We start from the raw sequence: 19,742 nt of genomic DNA, 5'->3' as shown, positions 1-19,742 counted from the left end.
TTCACTATTCCCCTGGCAAAATCTCAAACAACCGCACCCAATTGCCGTAAACCATAACCGAATCAACTGCCGTTAGACGGTCTAAATATCTGCCATAAATCCGAACATAATCATCCGGGCTGAAACGCTCGAACAGATAATGCCTCGAACGCTCCGGGTAAATCTCGTTCTCGAATATTATCACTCTGCCTTTTTTAAGTGCGCTGTCAATCCAATTGTAATAATCGGCGATGGTTTTATCATTGTCGCCCGGCTCTAAAAACATCAGGCAGGCAGTAGGCACATAAACATTATAATGATACTCATAAGCCAGACGCATCTGAGAATAGCTTGTTATCACTAAGTCATCGGATGTCAAACCGAGCCGCTTAAAAGAATCAGCGCCCTGTAAAAATACCGAGTTTTTCTTATCAGTCGATGGGATAAACTCCATCGAAATATTGATTACCGCTAATAGAATAACACCGGCAACCACCGCAATTTTTAACCCTCTCTTGCAGTTGACAAAAATAGCATCGCAGCTAAAAATGAATACCATCAACAACACAGCCGGATACAGCCAGAAACCATCATCGGCAGGCGCCCACCATAAAGCAAACAGTTTGAATATTACAATCAATGAAAGTATTAGCCACAGCCGTTTGGATTTTTGCCTTGCCATATATAGACAGGCATTTAATAGCAGATATATCAAGCCAAGCATTATTGAGAAAGCGGCAACCAGAAAAGCAATTGCGCCGAACGACCATTGCCCGCTGTAGAAAATATTACGGATAATATCGCCGCCATAAAATGTTTTAGCCAGCCCCCAAATAGCGGATACGATATTTGATTTGCCAAAGCCGCCCCAGACGCCTAGATGGCTGTAGAATGTCAGCCAGCCATAGATGCCGCTGATGCTTATTTCCGATGCCTCGAATACAGCGACTGTCAAATAGATCAAACCGCAAAACAGTATGCCAGGCAAGGCATATTTGATAGTATCAGCCAGCAATTTCTTTTGCAGATAATCATAAATCATTATAGGCAGCAAAGCCAGTATCAATATCTGATGAAAAAATATACCCGCCGCAAGCAGCATATATACTGCAGCCGAATTTACAATTGATGCTTTTTTATCTATCAGGTAATGAAGCGCCAGAAGCAGAAACATCAAAGCCGGCATGTTTACCTCCGCCGAGGTTGAATAATACCAGAAAGAATATAGAAATCCCGCTGCAGCGGCGGCGATGATGGCTATAAAATCGCCGCTTCTTTTTCTGATGATTGCAAAAATAACCGTAAGGGCGATTGACCCGGCAATAGAGTTTATAAGCGAAAGCATTTTTAAGCTATCAATGCCGATGAACATGAATAGTTGATAAAGCAAATAACCGAACAAACCGTATAAAAGGTGATGAGGGTGAAAAAGGTCGCCGCCATCACGTACCGTAAGAGCGTAGCTGTATGAATCATACCCCTGGTTATTGTTGGGCATCATAATATAAAACAGCATAAAAAATGCGAACAGAATTAGAATCAGCTTGCTATTCCGGTAGATATTATTTTTCAGTCGATGTAAGTTCATCAAGCTTTTCATACATTAAAAGAATCTTTTTTTCCAGTTCATTTTTCTCATCCTGCATAGACTGAAGTTTTGCCCAATCAGAAATGTGTTCTCTGGAAATAATCATAGTTTCAATATCAGTTAGTTTCAGTTCCAGCGATTCAATTTCTTTTTCGATTTTTTGAATTATGAGAGGATTAATCCTTTTGTTTTTCTGTTTTATGGTTTTTGGGGTTTTTGCTTTAATAATCTTTTCAGCCGCTTGTTTTATTTCAAGCCTTTTAGATTCGAAATATGAATAATTACCGAGATATGTTTTAATATAACCATCATGTAGATTATAGATTTTATCTACTACACTATCGAGGAAATACCTGTCATGCGAAACTACCAGCAAGGTTCCGTTGTATTCGGCGAGAGCTTGCTCCAAGACCTCGCGTGATTGGATATCGAGGTGATTGGTCGGCTCATCAAGCGCTAAGAAATTCGGCTGTTTTGCTAAAAGCATAGCTAAGGCAAGACGGCTTTGCTGGCCTCCGGAGAATGTCCCAATCTGCCTGAAAACATCATCGCCCACAAATAAAAATGAGGCTAAATAATCGCGCTGCTTGCCCTCGGTATAATCAGGCAAAACACGGGCGATTATATCGATGACTTTATCAGCGGGGCGAAACTCATCCCGAATTTGACGGAAATAGCCCGGAGTTATCTTTTTCCCGCGAATTATTTCACCGCTGTCTTGTTTAATCCTGTTAGCTGCCAGTTCGAGAATAGTTGTCTTTCCCGACCCGTTGCTGCCAATAAGCCCGATTTTTTCGCCTCTTTCAATTGTGAATTCAGCACTCTTCAAAATAGGCTTTTCTTCATAACTGAATTTAACGCCATCGAATCGGCAGATTATACGGTCAGACCTGGCAATATCATCTAATCTGATTCCGATGCTTTTTTCTGCTGAGGCAGGTTTGTTAAGGCGTTCAAGCCGGGCCAGCATTTTCCGTCGCGATTGAGCTTGTTTTGTTTTTTGTCCGGCTATATTTTTGGCAATAAATGTTTTGGTTTTTTTTATGAACTCCCGCTGTTGATTATATGCCTTAAGCTCTAATTCCTCCTGTTTCGATTTGGCCTGCAAATATACGCTGTAGTTTCCCTGATATGACTTTATTCTGGCGGCATGAATTTCCCATATTTTGTTGACAGTGCGGTCTAAAAACCGCCTATCGTGCGAGACTATAAGGGCTGCTGACGGCGATGTTTTCAGATAATTTTCCAAAAACTCGATGCCATTAATATCCAAATGGTTGGTTGGCTCGTCTAAAAGCATAAAATCGGGGTTAACCACTAAAAGGCGGGCAAGCAGTGCTCGATTCTTCTCACCGCCCGACAATATGCCTAAGCTTACATCAAACATATCCTTTGAAAACCCCAAACCGGCCATAATTTTCTCAACCCGAGCTTCAATGCCATAGCCATTGTGAAATTCAAATGAATGAAGCGCCTCGCTGTATCTGTTTTTTTCCTTTCGGGTTGCCAAACCGGCTGAAATCTTTTTCTCGAGGCTTTCGATTTTTTCCTTTAAGGTCAGCAATTCCCCGAAACCAGACCTGACAAAATCGAATAAGCTTACATCGATTTTGTTCTTGTTATCAATAGAATCGGCAAACGATTGGGGCAGGTATTCTACTTTAGTACCCTTGATAATATCCACAGAACCCGATTCAATATCGACTAAGCCGAAAATAATCTCAAGCAAAGTAGTTTTTCCAGTGCCATTAGCGCCAACCAGACCAATCTTTTCGCCGCTTTTAATAGCGAGGCAAATATCATCTAAAACCCTTATCGATGGGTAAGATTTGGTTAGGTTTGAAATCGAAGCAATAATCATAAGCGAAATGTAATTATTATTGAATGATAAAGCAATTAGGTTAGAAAAATATCTATCAGAATTTGTTTTTTAGCTTGGTGAAGCCGATAACCCGATTCAATGTTTCACCATAACAGCCAAGCAAAAATTCCTCAAAATCGGAAAAATCCGTGATTTTGGAATTGCCTATTGTCGATATATAATTATCGTAGTCGCTTGCCCCGATTATATTATAGGTCATTCCGCTGTAAAGCAATATATAGTCAGACATTGCCCTTGCAATTCGCCAGTTTCCGGCTTGAAACGGGTAGGTATGGATAATCCGACGTTGAAGATCGGCGGCGATATGAAATATCTCATAAAAGTTATTCGGCGTAACCGGTCCCAGCAGTTTTAAAATTCCATCGACCCAACCTACATGCTGGTATATAATTTCCTTAATTTGCGTGTAATGCGGCAGCCGCTGTTTTATTCCTCGTATCCGGACATCAACATTGCGAAATTGACCGGCAATATCAGGCCAGCTATTTTCGAATATTATTCGATGGAGTTTCAGAAGCAATGTAACAGATAATTCTGCTTTTTTAGAAGCTCTGACTTCGAGATAGCGAAGCATGCGGTCGCAGTCTTTAACCTCCAAGAAACACTTTCGATAAACAGGATTAGAAAATTCTTTCACTCTAATATTGCCTCGGTACAGAGCCGAATCAAGAAAAATCGAATCAATAAAATCATTTTCCAACGTATTTGAGCTTAACACATTTTGAATTCTCAAGGCGGTGATTATTTCTTTTTTGACCAGCGGCGAACTATCGCATGTATCTTTTAATTTGAAGAATAGTTCTTTTATTTTTTGCTTATCTGATTTTTTCATAATTGTTAATAAGATACAACATTTATAGTTATTTTAACAAGTAGAATTTTTCGGTTTCTCATTAAATTTTTGAAATGGGCAATGGTGTCGGGTTTTGTAGACCACCGCGGCGGATGCCCTGCTATGCTAATAATAAAATAGGTTTTATAAATAATTCGGGATATGAGGCTTGACAGGGATTGAGGATTAAACATATTATTATAATTGATAATAATGATGATGAATATCGAGAGTAATTGTGTAAATGAAAGCGCTGAAGAGGCAGGGCTCGTCCGCCGCGGCGGATGCCCTATTTAACTGAATAAGAAATAGTTATAGTTATAAATTACCCTATAAGACAATTTATCCTTTTCTAAAGGTTGCCGATAATACAAATATCATATTAGGAGGGATAATGGCTTATAAATTTGGAATGTACGGTCAAGCAGTTATTAAGGCTGTGGAATATTATAAAGAATTAATAAGGATTTCAAAGATGACTCCAAAGAAAGCTCTATTAGATTCCTGGGAAAAAGCAATTAAAGAATGTACAGATAGTAAAACAAATCAAGATAAGGGTTGTCCAAAATGTGCTTTTCTCGGTCTTTGTGAAGAAGGATATGTTAATGGAATTCCAAAACCTTCAATTGGTTTTCCTTATACAACATCAGTAAAGAATAAAGCTTATGCTATTGAGGCCGCAAAGATATTATTAAATAGCCGGTCACAACCAGATTGCAAGTATGACGAAATATGGAAGAAAGTAAGAGAAATCGTATTAAAGCAATTCGAAACAGTACCTATAAAACAACAAGGTGCAATGAATGTTGTGTTTGCATTAAAAGCTAAGGGAATGTTGAATTGGCCAAAAGATATGTAAATATAATCGGGGAAAAAAATATTATCTCAGTCCAGCGCCGAAAACATATCCTTCCCATCATTTTTTTGTCGGGGGTTTATGTCCTATATTTATATTAATTTATCTTACTAAGTCTCCTGATAAATAATCATAAGGAGGATATCATGAAATTATTTAAACTACATTCAACCGTAATAGTTGTTAGAGTTATACTAATCGTTAGTTTATCTTTCTTATTAAACTGTGATCAACTTATCAATAAATTCAAGGGTACTGATTCACATAAGTCCGCAAGAATGGTTCAAGTACATATTACAGGTGATTGCGTAGAGGCTGTTACCTTTTCAAAATGGAAACATGACGATATTGCTGGATGGGAATCGAATATGACCTATAATGGTGGACGCGTTGGAAATATATCATATATAGCTTATGGTGTTAATGATATAAAGATAGATGAATATAAAGTTAGTATAAGTGCAGATTTAAAAAGGGGTGAGACCGGAATAGCAAAAATAGCTTGTGTTGATTGGGAAAAAATTACTCGGATCGTTGTTAATGTAGGTTGTTATTAATTATTAGCTTTTATAGTACAATAGGTCAAGACCCTCCTTGCGGTCTTGACTATTCATGCATCAAAATTTCGAGACATATATCCCCCCCCGAATAGATGTACCTATCATTTTACTCTGCAATATTTATACGCAAAAAAAAAGCGTATCCGCCCAAGGCGGACGCCCCTACGCGACCATTCAATTATGTCGATTGCGAATTTGGGAACAGCGCTTGGCAATCTGCGGGGATTCTACCTGATGTCTGTTAAGCAGACGAGAAGCGACCTCAACGGCAGCTTCCTGTTCAGCGGATATTACATCGTTGGCGCCCGCCGCAAGGAGCGGTTTGATGTCAAGCATGTACTGTGTTCTTACTACGATATACAAATTTGGGGCAAGACTGCGAGCAACCTTTACAGCTCGTTCTGCGGCTCCCGGGTCGTTAATCAGTAGAACTAACTCTTTAGCATATCCCGCCCTCAAATGCTCGAGTACTTCATGGTTGGTAACATCACCGAAATATGCGTGCCTGCCTTTACGACCGGCTTTTCGCACATTATCAATATTAAGATCTACGATTACATAGGGGATATCACATTCATCAAGAGTCTGTGCAAGCTCCTGACCGGCAAAACCGTATCCGCCTACAATAATATGGCTATGTATAGTTTGGATTTTATCAACAGCGCCCTCATCGATGGCAGTCTTGAACAAGCGAGTAAAAATCCGCAGTCTGCCCGCTACGGCGGCAAGGCGCGGGCCAAAAGGGATAGCAAAAGGAGTTATAAACATCGAGAGAATAACTGCCGAAATCAAATTAATTTCGAGAGACTTATCCAATAAACCGGTACCCTTGGCGGCATACGATAGAACAAGAGAGAATTCTCCAACCTGTGTTAATGCCACAGCAGCTAACAGGCATACCCTTAGCGGCAAACGTATTATTGCGGCAGTGATAAAAACTATTATAAATTTACCGACTATGATTGCCGTTAGAAGCATAAGTATCAGAAAATAATTCTCGATAATAATACTTGGAATCAGCAGCATACCTATTGAAACAAAAAACAGGCTGGCGAACACTTCCCGAAATGGAATAAGATCCGCCAGCGCTTGATGACGATATTCACTTTCGGCAACAATCAATCCAGCCAGAAAAGCGCCGATAGCAAGCGAAACGCCTGCGCTTGAGATAAGCCAGGCAGTACCGATGCAAATAGTAAAAACGGCCATAATAAACAAGTGCCGCTGACGTGTTCTGGCAATAACATTTAGTATTCGCGGGATAATAATTCGCGCCCCAAACAGTACTCCGACAATAATTATACAAGCCCATATAAGGGCGCCGAGCAAATCCTTTGCGGATGACTCCGAACTGCTTAAGAGCGGGATAACCAAAATCATCGGTATCACGCTGAAATCCTGAAAAACAAGTATGCCAAGAGTAAGGCGTCCGTGAGGAGCATCCACATCACCCCGCTGCTGTAATTCTCTGAGGACTATGGCAGTACTTGATAAAGCAATTAGAAAACCTATAAATAAAGCGGTGTTGTCTGCCAGCCCAAAAAATTTTGAAATAATGAAAACAACAGAAATACTCAGGCCGACTTGAAGAAAACCTCCCGTTAGAATCAGCTTCCAAAGGCGTCGAAGTTTCTCAAGCGAAAGCTCTAAGCCGATACCGAATAATAAAAGGGCAACGCCAACCTCGGCTAAAATCTCAACCTGATGAACATCGTTGACTAAGCCAAGACCTTGGGGACCAACTAATATGCCAGCCAGTATAAAGCCTGCGATGGACGGTAGTTTGAATCTATGAAATACTGTTACGATAACTATGGCAAAGCCAAGAATTACAACTATATCGCGCAAGTAAGCCAAATTATCCATAGTACGTAATCATCCCGGGTTCCGGCGTCAGGATGTTGCAAGCTTCCATCTTGACGCATACAATATCAGCATCAAGACTGTTTTCAGATTTTTGCATCATTGTTTTTATGATGATATGCCTGCTGTCAGACCGCCAAATTTTTTACATCATTACAATTAAAGAATACACCATATAGCCGCATTTAGTAAAGACAAAATATTTGATTGTTTTAGGAATATGGAAAGGAGGGGTACCTGTGTTTTCCCGATAGCTGCAACGGATGCCCGGCGTAACTGACGAATGATAAACAATAGAGAGAAGCCGAAATAGTCAAGATCACAAGTCCGGCAGCTGCCGGATTGCCCTACGAACTAATTGAACCATTTTGTTGACGTCAACAAAGTGGTCATTGATTGATTGACCGGCGTTACTATATCCTATCACGCTTTACTATTATTGTCATTCCCAACTTGATTGGGAATCCAGAGCGAAGAGGCAGGTCTTGGAAAGACCTGCCCTACGTAACCACTTCGTGCTTTGCATTATTCGTTTTTATTTTTTAAGTGAGTATTCGCCTTGCCACTCCGTTGTATATTCGGTCTTTGAAGTAAATTTGCCGCTAAAGCTACCATTACCGGTAATACCGGCAAACTTACTCTTTCCACCGATGTATGAAAATTATCAAACCAGAGAGGAGGCTAAGTCAAGCGTCTTTGAGTACATCGAGGTGTTTTACAACCGTCAGAGAAGACATTCAGCTTTAGATTATAAATCGCCCGTTGACTTTGAAATACAATTTAATTACATTAATAAGGTGTTTGTTAAAACGGGGTAAGATCATATAAGTAATCGTAAGTAATACGGGAGAATGATTTGAAGAAAATAGTCATAAGAGTTATAGGCGGAATAATTTTCGCTGTTGGCGCCGTATGGATGTATTATCAGTTAGGCCGCGATTCATCAATTGCAATTTTGATGGTGATCATCGGCTTAGATATCCAAAAATTTGGCGCCGAAAAACTCAAAAAACAATTATAGTCCAATAGGTCAATCCGTCTCAGGCAAATTGACCTGCTTGCTAATATATACTATCAAAAATAACAACATTCATCATCCCTAAAAAATCTCACATCCTACTGAAAAAATATCTTGACAGGAGCACATATGTTCACTATATTAATGTGCAGATGTTGAGAAATACGCAAAAAACAATCGCCTTGGTAGATATGGACGCCTTCTTAGCCTCGGTGGAGCAGGCGCTAAATCCCGACCTGATTGGCAAGCCGGTTATAGTCGGCGGACTCCCCGGTACGCGCGGAGTGGTAATTTGCGCCTCGTATGAGGCTCGTCGGCTTGGCATAAAATTCGGTTTGTCGCTGGCTGAGGCTCATCGCCGCCTGCCAAATGCTGTTTTCCTGAAAGGCGACATAAGGGTCTATCGTGATTACTGGGCGGAGATATGCGATATTTTCCATAGCTTTACACCGCTTGTCGAGCCGGTTTCGATGGATGAAGCATATCTCGATTTAACCTGTTCGCTGTCCTTATTCGAATCGATTGAGATTCTGTCTCATACCGTCAAAGATGCTATCAGAGAACGACTTAATATTAACTGTTCTGTTGGTATCGGCACCTCCAAGATGTTTGCTAAAATCGCCTGCTTGATGGCCAAATCGAAACGAGACGGTGTCGCTGTGTTGAAACCGGAGGCTGAGCAGAATATGCTTGGCGAGCTTCATGTTGACAAGCTTCCGAATATAGGCTGGAAGACCAAAGCCCTGCTGGCTGAGCTTGGCGTATATACTGTCAGGCAGTTGCGGGATGTACCGCAGCCTGTCCTGATTGAGCTGTTTGGCAAACGCGGCATCGAGTGGTATGACTACGCTCGCGGTATCGATAAACGCAAGGTGAAAACTCAGGCTATGCCGAAATCTATTTCCCGCGAGACCACTTTCAATGCCGATTCGGTCGATAAAAAATTTCTTAATGGCATGCTGTATTACCTTCTGGAAAGGGTTTGCCTCGAACTCAGGCGATTGTCATTACAAACCCGCCGGGTAGCGGTAAAAATCCGCTATGTGGATTATAAATTTGCCGATTGCGCGGCAACTCTATCAGGCTATTCCGACAACGAACCGGATATATTCCCTACTGTGGAGAAGCTGTTCTCTGAGATATACACTCGCAAGGTCGGCATCCGTCATCTTGGGATAACTGCCGTACGATTAATTCCAGCGATGAAGCAGTTCGGGTTTTTTGACCATGAAAAAAATAAATATTCCAATCTAAGCAGGGAGCTTGATAGGATACGCCGTCATTTTGGGTATCATGCCATTTTCTATGGCAAAACCATGCCGCTTAGCGGCAAATTTCGTGAGGTCGTTGATGGTTACGAATTACGCACCCCTTCGCTGTCGCTCTAATTACTCGTTTTTGCATGGTCCGGTTAGTCTTGACCGTCTGCTTGAGGGAGTAATGGGAATAGGATATAAGGCTATTGGCTTAGCTGATATAAATGGACTCTACGGCGCAGTCGAGTTTTACACTAAAGCGATAGAGTATGGCATAAAACCGATTATCGGTTGCGAGATTGAAACGGAAGCCGGTCGAGGTTTCTATCTATCTAAAAACATGACCGGCTACGGCAATCTCTGCCGGTTATCGACTATCAGGATGCTTGATGAACACCCACCCTCGCTTGATGACATTGCGGCTTATGCCGAAGGGTTGATATTTATCTGTTTGGATAAGAAAAACATCCGCGAGCTTAAGGATATTTTTAATCGCGACTTGTATTTGGGGATGGAGTCGTTCGATGACCTTATGATACGGCTCACCGCCCGTGAGATGGCAAGACTTGGGCGTGAATATGATATAAATATTATAGCGGCTGACCCGGTTTATTTCATTCAGGAAAGCGACTTTGTTGTTCATCGTGCTCTAACCGCTATCAAGAACCTGACTACAATCGATGAGCTTGACAGGTCAATGCTGGTTAGTCCAAAATCATATCTTCAGGCTCCGAAAACGATGAAAGGATTATACAAAGAATATCCCGAAGCCCTTACCATGACATTGGAAGCCGCCGAAAAATGCAGCTTGGAATTGCCTATAGGGAAGCTTAACTTTCCTGAATATAAAAGCGATGCTCGGTTATCGAATCATCAGTTATTGCGTCATAAAGCCGAGGCTGGTTTGCATTACCGTTATAGCACTATAAATGGAGAGGTTCGCTCGCAGTTTGAAACGGAATTAGCGATTATCAGGCAAACCGGTTTTACTGATTATTTCCTGATAGTTGCTGAGATAATTGAGTTTTGCAAACATAACGGCATACCGATAATCGGTCGGGGTTCAGCCGCCTCTTCGATTATCTCCTACACTCTGGGGATTACCGAGATTGATCCTATCGAGCAAAACCTGTATTTCGCTCGTTTTCTCAATGAGGCGCGCACCGACCCGCCGGATATTGATCTTGATATATGCTGGCGCCGCCGTGATGAAGTATTGGAATTCGTCTATGAGAAATACGGGCGCAAACGAGTCGCTATGATTTGCACTTTTAATACATTCGCCGCGCGCGGAGCATTCCGCGAACTTGCCAAAACATTCGGCCTTTCGGAAGATGAGATTTCGGATTTCACCAAAAGACTTCCTTGGGGCAGCCTTGGCAATTTACAAAAGACTCGCGGTAGATACCCCGAATGTAAGAACTTGCCCATAGATACGGAACCATACAAAACAATAATCGAATTAGTTCCTCGAATCGAGGGTTATCCGCGTCACCTTTCCATACACTGCGGCGGGATAGTCATCGCCCCGGGAAAGCTTTTGGATATAACGCCGCTTCAGATGTCGGCCAAAGGCATCGCCATAACCCAGTATGATATGCATTCGATAGCCAAACTCGGCTTGGTTAAAATCGACCTTCTCGGACAGCGCGGCTTATCAACAATCGTCGATGGGGAAAATTTTGCTATGAAAAAATCAGGCCGGCCGGTCGAATATAATTATAACGATAAGGATACTTTCAAGCTTCTCCAAGCAGGCAGGACAATCGGCGTATTCCAAATTGAATCGCCCGGCTTGCGAGCGCTGCTGATTGAGATGAAGCCTAAAAATATCAATGATATTACTCTTGCCTTAGCGCTTATTCGTCCCGGCGCCTCCGAATCGGGAATGAAAAAGCTTTTCTTAGAGAGGTTATCGGGGAAAAAGCCGGTCGAGTATCCGCATCCGCTGCTTAAGTCCGCGCTTGCCGAAACGCTGGGAAATGTCGTTTACCAGGAGCAAGTGCTTCGTTCGGCTGAGGCTTTGGCGGGTTTTACGCCTGCTCAGGCAGACCTTCTAAGACGGGCTATCACCAAGAGAAGGGGCAAAGATGAATTTGCATCTTATGCTGAGAAATTTGTTACGCAGGCGGAATCCAGAGGTGTAAAAAATGAAAACGCCCGGCAGGTGTTCAAACTTCTAAGCCAGTTTGCCGGCTATGGATTTTGCAAGGCGCATGCGGCCACTTATGCCGTCTTAAGCTATCGCGGATGTTATCTTAAGGCTCGTTATCCGATTGAATATATGACCGCTATGCTGAATAATTTCTGTGGCTATTATCGCTCTTTTGTGTATGCCGATGAGGCTCGCCGTTACGGAGCTAAACTTGCGCTGCCTGATATCGACCGGCCGGATAAACTTTGTGTCGTAAAAAATGATACTATACGAATCGGTTTAACCTTTGTAAAAAATATTTCCGAAGCCACAATCAATACCATCATAAATGAGAGGCAACGGAAACCATTTATATCGCTGGGGGATTTTTTAATGCGCGTACATCCCTCGATAACAGAGGCGGAGAATCTTATCAGGGTTGGAGCCTTGGATTTTCTCGGCCGAACGCGCCCTCAATTATTATGGTATCTGAAATTGTACGGTAAAAAGATTTTAAAAAGCGAACCGAACACGCCTTTGCTTGGCAGTATTCTGCCGTCCGAGGTAGATTTTTCGCCGAAACTGCGTAACTACAGTATCGATGAGAGATTAACCGCCGAACAGGAAATTCTCGATATGGCGGTAAGCTGTCATCCGACAGAACGTTTTGCCGGCGGCAATGGGCATGTGAAATCATGCGAACTGCCTGACCTAAGGGGCAAGCAGGTTAAAATCATCGGGCAGGTTATCGACCGCAAACGCATCAGAACCGGCGATGGCAAACTCATGGTTTTCCTGACAATGGAGGATGCTTTCGATTATTTCGAGGTAACGCTTTTCCCTGATATTTACAAAAAATATGGACAACGGATTTTCAAAAAACCGCTTATAGAGGCAACCGGCATAGTTGAAAATCATCAGGGCGTGATTTCAATTACTGCGAAAAGCCTTGAAACATGTATGTAGATGATTGGTGAAATTATAATAGCATTGGCAGACCAGTTAATAGGCCAAGACCCTCTTAGCGGTCTTGACTATTCTTCACGAAGGCAAGAAAATATATCTTCGCGAAGGCAGAAACCCCTTCCTGCTTTCTGTTATGAGGCTGCCAATGTCGTCAGGAAATCCGCCGCGGCGGACTGACGATGCACGAAAGACCCTCTTAGCCGGGTGCCCCATCCCCCGCCTTAAGCGAGGGTGGGATGCCTTTATAAAAAGCTACCAAACTTCACAATTCATAACTATAAATCGATATCGGGACATCTCATTTTCCACAATACCAATTATAACTTGACCATGAGGTAACCCACTCCCGCTTTGGGCGGGAGTGGGGCACCCGGTTCTGTCCAATTAGCTCTCAAATTTCCCCAAGACTTTTTTTAACGCTACGTGTTCTTCCATTAGCTCAGATAAAACCTCGTTTTTATTGGTTAACTTCTACTCTAAGGCTTCAACTTTTTTCTCTAGACCAGTAGTTTTAGCTCCGGTTTGACGCTGGAAAGTTAAGGCACTATTTTCAAAGAATTGTTTCTGCCAGCGATAGAGGACAGCAGGCCGCAGATCATATTTATCGCAGAGATCAGAAACAGGCACTTTCTCTAATAAATACTGCTTTATGATAGCTACTTTTTGGTCAGGCGAATAATGCTTTCGTTGCTTGTTCATTAACTTTTCCTCCGTGTTTTTGATAATTAATTATACAACTAACTCAAATCGAGGAAAAGTCCATTTCCGTCAGAGGCAGAACAAAACAATGTTTTTTTAACGGAAAGACAGAAAAAGAATTTAGGTTGCGTAATATAGCTTCAGAGTCTTGCCTTTTTATTAATTATGTAGTATATTTAATCCAACCAGCACATAAGTCAGTGCGACAGGTTACACAAATAGAATTATGGCAATTGACGACTTCGAGTATTGTATGTTTCACAAGAAAGTAGAATTGTTGCTTAAAATGGAGAATTCATGAAAATATATATAGTTAATTTATTCTTTGTTCTTGTATACAGCGTTGCTTTATTTGCGCAGGCCAATATTGACAGCTTGGAGGTTGTCTTATCGCATTTCGATGGAACCGATAAAGAGAAAGTCGAGCTTTTAAATGAAATCGCGAAAGAATATCGCGGGGTATCACCCGATAAGACAATTGAATATGGAAAACAGGCATTAACTTTAGCGCAAAAAGAAAAAGATAGAAATGGGGAAGCAAATTCTCTAAATAATATTGGTGCAGGGAACTTTTTTTTAGGTAATTATGATAAATCTTTAGAATATTTTCTGCAATCTCTGGAAATAAAACAAGAATTTAGCGATAAAGAAAATATTGCTGGTTCTTTTAATAACATTGGAACTATCTATTTAGTATTATGCGATTACAATAAAGCATTAGAATATTATCTGAAATCCTATAAAATGTATGAGGATATTGGTGATACGGTTAATATCTCTAAACCCCTAAATAACCTTGGAAGCATATATTTAAGAATAAATGATTACGACAAGGCTTTAGAATATTGTTTAAAATCGTTGGAAGTAATGGAAAAAATAGGTGATGATAAAAACATTGCCGGTTCCTTAAATAACATTGGAAATATTCATTTAGCATTATGCGATAATAGTAAAGCATTAGAATATTATCTGAAATCATTGAAAATAACAGAACGCATTGGTGATAAACTAAGTGTTGCCGCATCGTTGAATAATGTTGGATCTATTTATTTAAAATTAGGGAATTATAGTAAGGCTTTAGAATACTATTCAAATTCCATGAACATAGAAAAAGAAACCGGTGATAAAAGGGGCATTAGTGAAACATTTAATAATATTGGTTCGGTTTATGAAAAAACAGGCAGTTATAATGAGGCATTAGAATACTATTTTAAGTCGTTGAAAATAAAAAAAGAAATTGGCGATAAAATGGGCATTGCCAATTCTCAATATAATATTGGAAATATCTATAAACAGTTAAAAAATTATAATAAAGCATATCTATATATTGAACAAGTTTTGAAATTTGCTAAAGAAGTTGAAGATAAATACTTATTACAAGAATGTTACAGGCTTTTATCGGATTTGTATTCGGTAAAAGGTGATCATAAAAAATCGCTTGAATATTACAAGATGTATGCAGATATAAAAGACAGTATTTTCACCAAAGAAAGCAGCGAGAAAATCGCTGAAATGCAGACCAAATATGAAACTGAAAAGAAAGAAAGAGAAAACGAGCTGCTGCGCAGGGATAATGAAATTCAAAAGTCAGAAATTGCTCGTCAAGAGTATGTCCGCGATTCATTGATTGTAATGTCCGGATTAATATTGATTTTAGCTTTGATAATTTATAGTCGTTATAGAGTCAAACAAAAAGCCAATAAAATACTTAATGAAAAAAACATTCAGATTACCGAGCAGAAAAATCACCTGTCTACCACATTAGCTAAACTGCAGGAAAGCAATAAGATAATCGAGGAAAAAACCAAAGAGTTGAAGAAAAGCGAAAAGCAATACCGAACGCTTTATCAAAGCGCCGAGGATGCTATATTCATTATAAGAAAAGATGTTTTTATAGACTGCAATCCGGCAGCCGAAGCGATGTTTGGTTGTTCCCGAAGTGATATAATTAACCGCTCTTATTATGAATTTTCTCCTTACCTGCAGCCGGATAGTATGGAATCAAAAGAAAAAGCGCTGGAAAAAATCAAAAATGCTCTCAAAGGCGAACATCAATTTTTTGAGTGGGTTTATTGCCGTCCGGATGGCACAACTTTCGAGACAGAGGTAAGTCTTAACCGGATGAAAATCGATGTGGAAAATATGGTATTGGCTATTGTTCGCAATATCACTGAGCGCAAGTTGGCGGAAAGAAAACTGAAAGAAAGCGAACGGCGTTCTACCCTATTAGAAACAGAGATTATTAACCTGCATGAAAAGCAGACTGGCACAAGAAGAATAATTGGTGAAAGTGAACCTATGCTGAAGATGTTTACCATGATAGACAAAGTAGCCGAAACCGATGCCGCCGTTTTAATTTATGGTGAAACCGGTACCGGCAAGGAATCGGTTGCTCATGCTATCCACAGCGCCAGCTTTAGAAAGAATAAACCTTTAGGAATAATAGATTGCGGTTCGATACCTGCCGGATTGTTGGAAAGTGAACTCTTTGGGCACGAGAAAGGCGCTTTCACCGGTGCTTATTCTATGAAAAAAGGGCTTTTCGAAACATCGGATGGCGGCACGGTCTTCTTGGATGAGATAAGCGAAATTCCATTTAATCTGCAGTCAAATTTGCTTCGCGTATTGCAGGAAAAAGATATAAGAAGAGTTGGAGAAACTAAAAGGATGAATGTGAATGTTCGAGTAATTGCCGCCAGCAATAAACATCTGAAACCGTTGGTAGTGGCGGGCAAATTTCGTGAGGATTTATATTATAGGCTTAGTGTCGTGCCGATTGAGGTTCCTCCTTTGCGTGAGCGAGATGATGATATTATGCTGTTGGCTCACTATTTTCTCGGTCAGTTTGGCAGGAAAAGAAATAAAATAGGGTTTACCAATGATGCACAAAAAGCTATTAATAGCTATCAATGGCAGGGTAATGTTCGAGAACTTAAGCATAAAATAGAAAGAGCTGTAATCTTAAATGATTCCGGATATATATCAGCTAAAGATCTCAAGTTGGAAAATATTAGCGGCAATAATAACATCGTCGAATATAGGACACTAATACTGAAAAATAATGAATTTAATTTAAAAGAAACTGTTGAAAAATACGAGAAAGATATTATTAAAGAGGCATTTAGCATCTCTAGCAAAAACCAGCGCCAAACAGCTAAAAGATTAAAACTCAGACTTAGCGGTTTGCAATATAAATTAAAAAAATACAACATATCATAGCTCGAAAATACCATATCCTATCAATTATTCAAACAATAGCTTATTAATGACCAAATATTTTGTGGTCAACGACCAGATTTCAGGTCAACAATTGCAATATATCTTTGCTTATGCAATATACTGATACATTATCAGGCGTTTGCAATATATTGATATAGCGGTACTTAATTATTCTGTTAAATAATTACACGGTCATATAGAGCTTTGGCATATTTGTTGCTTTATATAAGTGACAACAGCATGTGATTAAGTTTTTGCTTTTTTAGTAATTATTACATGACGAGTCGATTTAGTCGGAAATCAGCCTAGGCAATTTAACAGAAAAAAGGGAAGGAGGTTTTATTAAGGCAACATTTAAAACAATTATTTTAAAATTAACATCTAATTAATTACAATATTCTTAGGATGAGAATATTATAAGGGAGGGGATAGGATAAAAAATACTTTGGTTTTATAATTAATAATTTGATTAAAGACAAGAAAAGCTGAATACTAAATATGAAACGGAGGGAAATTTGAAATATTTAAAAATAACAGCTTGGCTATTGATTGCCTTTGTTGCTCTTATGGGCATTCCCGAAAGCGCCAAGGCATGTAATAAGCTGCATGAAGCTATCAATTATCTTAACTGTGAGGAAAATACCAGTACTGTTAGCACTGGCAATTCATGGAATGTTGATATTACCCAGACACCATCGGACTATATTATAGTATTGGTTGCCTCGGAGGGCGTAAGCGGCTCTCATTCGTATTTTTCCGAGATTATCGAGAGAGTCGAATTATTGGTAGATAATCAGGTAGTTGATTATTCAACTGCTACGCCTTATCGATTGGATTCGGGCGGCAATCGGAATAAAAATCTTTTTGGAATAATTTATGAAGTTCCAACACAATATAGCAGTAAGACCAACTGGGATGTGAGATATAAATATGGAGATCACTCTGGTAATCCTCCCAACAGAAATATCACCATATATACGGCGTCATACGACCTTAATGAGAATATTTACGTTGACGGGATAATAAAGGAATACAAGGCATCCACACTTTCTGGTCGGATACATAGCGCCTGGAACTCAATAGATGACGAGGTCGAGGACAACTTAGAGGATAGGGGTTGGCCATTGAGTATGGCGAGCGGAATCGCCCAAGCCACACAGGAATTCATATATGGGGGAGGAGCTAAATCCATAAACTTCATAGGCACTGTTTGCGAGAGATGCGGTACTTACGCTACAGAAGGAGATGATATAGCCTTTTATTTCAAGGGCGCTAATTTTTGGAGAAATATTGCCACCCGGTTTCAGGCTTTAGGGCCTGTTATGCAGTACACATCGATAATTATGGATACTTACAACCACGAAGAGGAGCAGGGCGCCTGTCTGCCGCTTGTTTGGGGAAGTTTATTCGAGGATATGACCTATTACGGCTGGATTTATCATAACAACAGCGCTGAAGTACTTGGAGCAAATGGTCATTGCTGGAGGTTTAGGGCATATATCGAGCAATATGTGAGTAATCCGGATGTTTTCGTAACTTTATGCAACTGTAGTGGTACGTCATATCATAGTGAATGTTTAGAAATTGGTGATAAAGAGATATTCTCTAGAGATGGAGAACAGTGGCTGGTTTATTACGAAATGGTAAATACTAGTAAAACCCAGGTAAAGTTGTGGATTGTGCCTTATGAAGAAGATCCTACAATCCTGATTACCAGCCCCACTAATGGCAATCAATTTACACCCGGCAGTGAAATAACTATCGAAGCGGATTACAGCGGCATGGGTAGAGGTGAACCCGGCACTAATCAGCCTCATAATTCTATTGAGGTGAAAACATATGTAAACGGACAACTCAAGAATACAGATTCGGATTGTGACTCCGATTATCAGTATTTTTACACGCCTCCTTCAGATGGCGAATATGGGATTAAAGTTGTTGCTAAAGACTTTTATGGTAATACTAACTCTGATTCGATTCATATTACTGTCGGCTCCCCTGCACCAGTCGTGGATACATTATACTATAATTGGTTAGGATGCGTAGGAAACCGCTGGAATTGGATAAATGTATCCCATGATGGCGAATCTTTCAGTTTTAAATTGTACTATATGAATCCTTATAATAAAATGGCTTGGTACAAAACACAATATCAGGGCAACTATTATAACGCTTTCTTGTATAAAGGCGAGAGCGAATCATACGGTAATTTTACTTTAAAATATGTTGATGATTTCATCTATGGATATGGCTATCATCAATATGCCGCCAAAACCTGTGTTTGGTATTCTACGACTGGCAAAGCCACACCCGAGACCGAAGAAATCTCTAACCTTCCGCAAACTTATTCCCTTTTGTCAAACTACCCCAACCCGTTTAATCCAACTACTACTATCAGCTATACGCTCCCTGAGGCGGGCAATGTAAACCTTGCTGTTTACAATATAAACGGTCAGTTAGTGAATACGTTAGTCAACGAGTACAAAAACGCCGGTATGCATAATGTCATCTGGAACAGCACCGATGCCAGCGGCAATACTGTAACCAGCGGTGTTTATTTTTACCGCATAGAAACAGGCGATTTCGCCGAAGCTAAACAGATGATGCTGGTTAAATAGCATCATTTTCATAAGCCGCCAGGATTCCCCCCCTTCCCCTGGCGGCTTTTTCTATCTTTCGGAGTGTTATTCGTTTAAGGAAAATGTCCATTTTAAGAGATAAAATTTGCAAAAGTCGCCCGCCTAAGGCGAACTGCCTTACTATAAAAATGACAGTTTCCGTAAATATCGTAAGTTTGTTTTTCCCATTGACAACTTATATAATAAATGATAATTATATCTTAATAAAAGATATTTAACGTTTTGATAATTATTATCCGATAAAGAATACA

12 protein-coding genes and 1 pseudogene are annotated in these 19,742 nt (G+C 40.2%); 8 read left to right on the top strand and 5 right to left on the bottom strand.

Annotation, left to right across the window (positions count from 1 at the left end; translation table 11 throughout):
- Positions 1 to 4: 4 nt before the first annotated feature.
- From J7K40_12460 to J7K40_12450, 3 genes are read right to left on the bottom strand one after another with little or no spacing between them, the layout of a single operon-like run.
- Complete coding sequence (locus J7K40_12460; GenBank protein MCD6163203.1) at positions 5 to 1,567, bottom strand: hypothetical protein; 1,563 nt, start codon at positions 1,565 to 1,567, stop codon at positions 5 to 7.
- Positions 1,542 to 3,428: an ABC-F family ATP-binding cassette domain-containing protein gene (locus tag J7K40_12455; GenBank protein ID MCD6163202.1), complete on the bottom strand. Its 1,887-nt coding sequence runs from the start codon at positions 3,426 to 3,428 to the stop codon at positions 1,542 to 1,544. Before J7K40_12455 ends, J7K40_12460 begins: the two co-directional genes overlap by 26 nt.
- A gap of 55 nt (positions 3,429 to 3,483) precedes the next feature.
- Entirely contained in the window at positions 3,484 to 4,281 is a 798-nt protein-coding gene (locus J7K40_12450; GenBank protein MCD6163201.1) for a Fic family protein, read from the bottom strand.
- A 394-nt stretch (positions 4,282 to 4,675) separates the two neighbouring features.
- Between J7K40_12450 and J7K40_12445 the strand changes: the two genes are divergently transcribed.
- Together J7K40_12445 and J7K40_12440 are read left to right on the top strand one after the other, a co-directional pair.
- Positions 4,676 to 5,140, top strand: coding sequence for a hypothetical protein (locus J7K40_12445; GenBank protein ID MCD6163200.1), 465 nt, complete (start codon positions 4,676 to 4,678; stop codon positions 5,138 to 5,140).
- Between the two features lie 143 nt (positions 5,141 to 5,283).
- The gene (locus J7K40_12440) at positions 5,284 to 5,694 is read left to right on the top strand and encodes a hypothetical protein (GenBank protein ID MCD6163199.1); all 411 of its coding nucleotides are present in this window, start codon (positions 5,284 to 5,286) and stop codon (positions 5,692 to 5,694) included.
- Between the two features lie 177 nt (positions 5,695 to 5,871).
- Here J7K40_12440 and J7K40_12435 read toward each other — a convergent pair whose 3' ends face one another.
- A complete protein-coding gene (locus tag J7K40_12435) occupies positions 5,872 to 7,563 on the bottom strand; it encodes a cation:proton antiporter (GenBank protein ID MCD6163198.1) in 1,692 nt (563 codons plus the stop codon).
- A gap of 593 nt (positions 7,564 to 8,156) precedes the next feature.
- Between J7K40_12435 and J7K40_12430 the strand changes: the two genes are divergently transcribed.
- The 4 genes from J7K40_12430 to J7K40_12415 all read left to right on the top strand — a co-directional run bounded on the left by J7K40_12430 (position 8,157) and on the right by J7K40_12415 (position 12,934).
- Positions 8,157 to 8,378 carry an IS3 family transposase gene (locus tag J7K40_12430; protein MCD6163197.1) on the top strand — a complete coding sequence of 74 codons (222 nt, stop codon included), beginning with the start codon at positions 8,157 to 8,159 and terminating at the stop codon, positions 8,376 to 8,378.
- Positions 8,379 to 8,416: 38 nt separating this feature from the next.
- A complete protein-coding gene (locus J7K40_12425; GenBank protein ID MCD6163196.1) occupies positions 8,417 to 8,581 on the top strand; it encodes a hypothetical protein in 165 nt (54 codons plus the stop codon).
- 149 nt (positions 8,582 to 8,730) lie between these two features.
- Positions 8,731 to 9,966 (top strand): DNA polymerase IV, encoded by a 1,236-nt coding sequence (dinB, locus tag J7K40_12420; GenBank protein ID MCD6163195.1) that lies wholly within the window; start codon positions 8,731 to 8,733, stop codon positions 9,964 to 9,966.
- The gene (locus J7K40_12415) at positions 9,929 to 12,934 is read left to right on the top strand and encodes a DNA polymerase III subunit alpha (GenBank protein MCD6163194.1); all 3,006 of its coding nucleotides are present in this window, start codon (positions 9,929 to 9,931) and stop codon (positions 12,932 to 12,934) included. Before dinB ends, J7K40_12415 begins: the two co-directional genes overlap by 38 nt.
- A 384-nt stretch (positions 12,935 to 13,318) precedes the next feature.
- Here J7K40_12415 and J7K40_12410 read toward each other — a convergent pair.
- A pseudogene (locus tag J7K40_12410) lies at positions 13,319 to 13,633 on the bottom strand (transposase).
- A 297-nt stretch (positions 13,634 to 13,930) separates the two neighbouring features.
- Between J7K40_12410 and J7K40_12405 the strand changes: the two are divergent.
- Positions 13,931 to 16,852 carry a sigma 54-interacting transcriptional regulator gene (locus tag J7K40_12405; protein MCD6163193.1) on the top strand — a complete coding sequence of 974 codons (2,922 nt, stop codon included), beginning with the start codon at positions 13,931 to 13,933 and terminating at the stop codon, positions 16,850 to 16,852.
- A gap of 515 nt (positions 16,853 to 17,367) precedes the next feature.
- A complete protein-coding gene (locus J7K40_12400; protein ID MCD6163192.1) occupies positions 17,368 to 19,470 on the top strand; it encodes a T9SS type A sorting domain-containing protein in 2,103 nt (700 codons plus the stop codon).
- Positions 19,471 to 19,742 lie beyond the last annotated feature (272 nt).

This window comes from Candidatus Zixiibacteriota bacterium (assembly GCA_021159005.1).
GTDB lineage: Bacteria > Zixibacteria > MSB-5A5 > UBA10806 > 4484-95 > JAGGSN01.
This window is presented reverse-complemented; position numbering and strand designations above follow the sequence as displayed.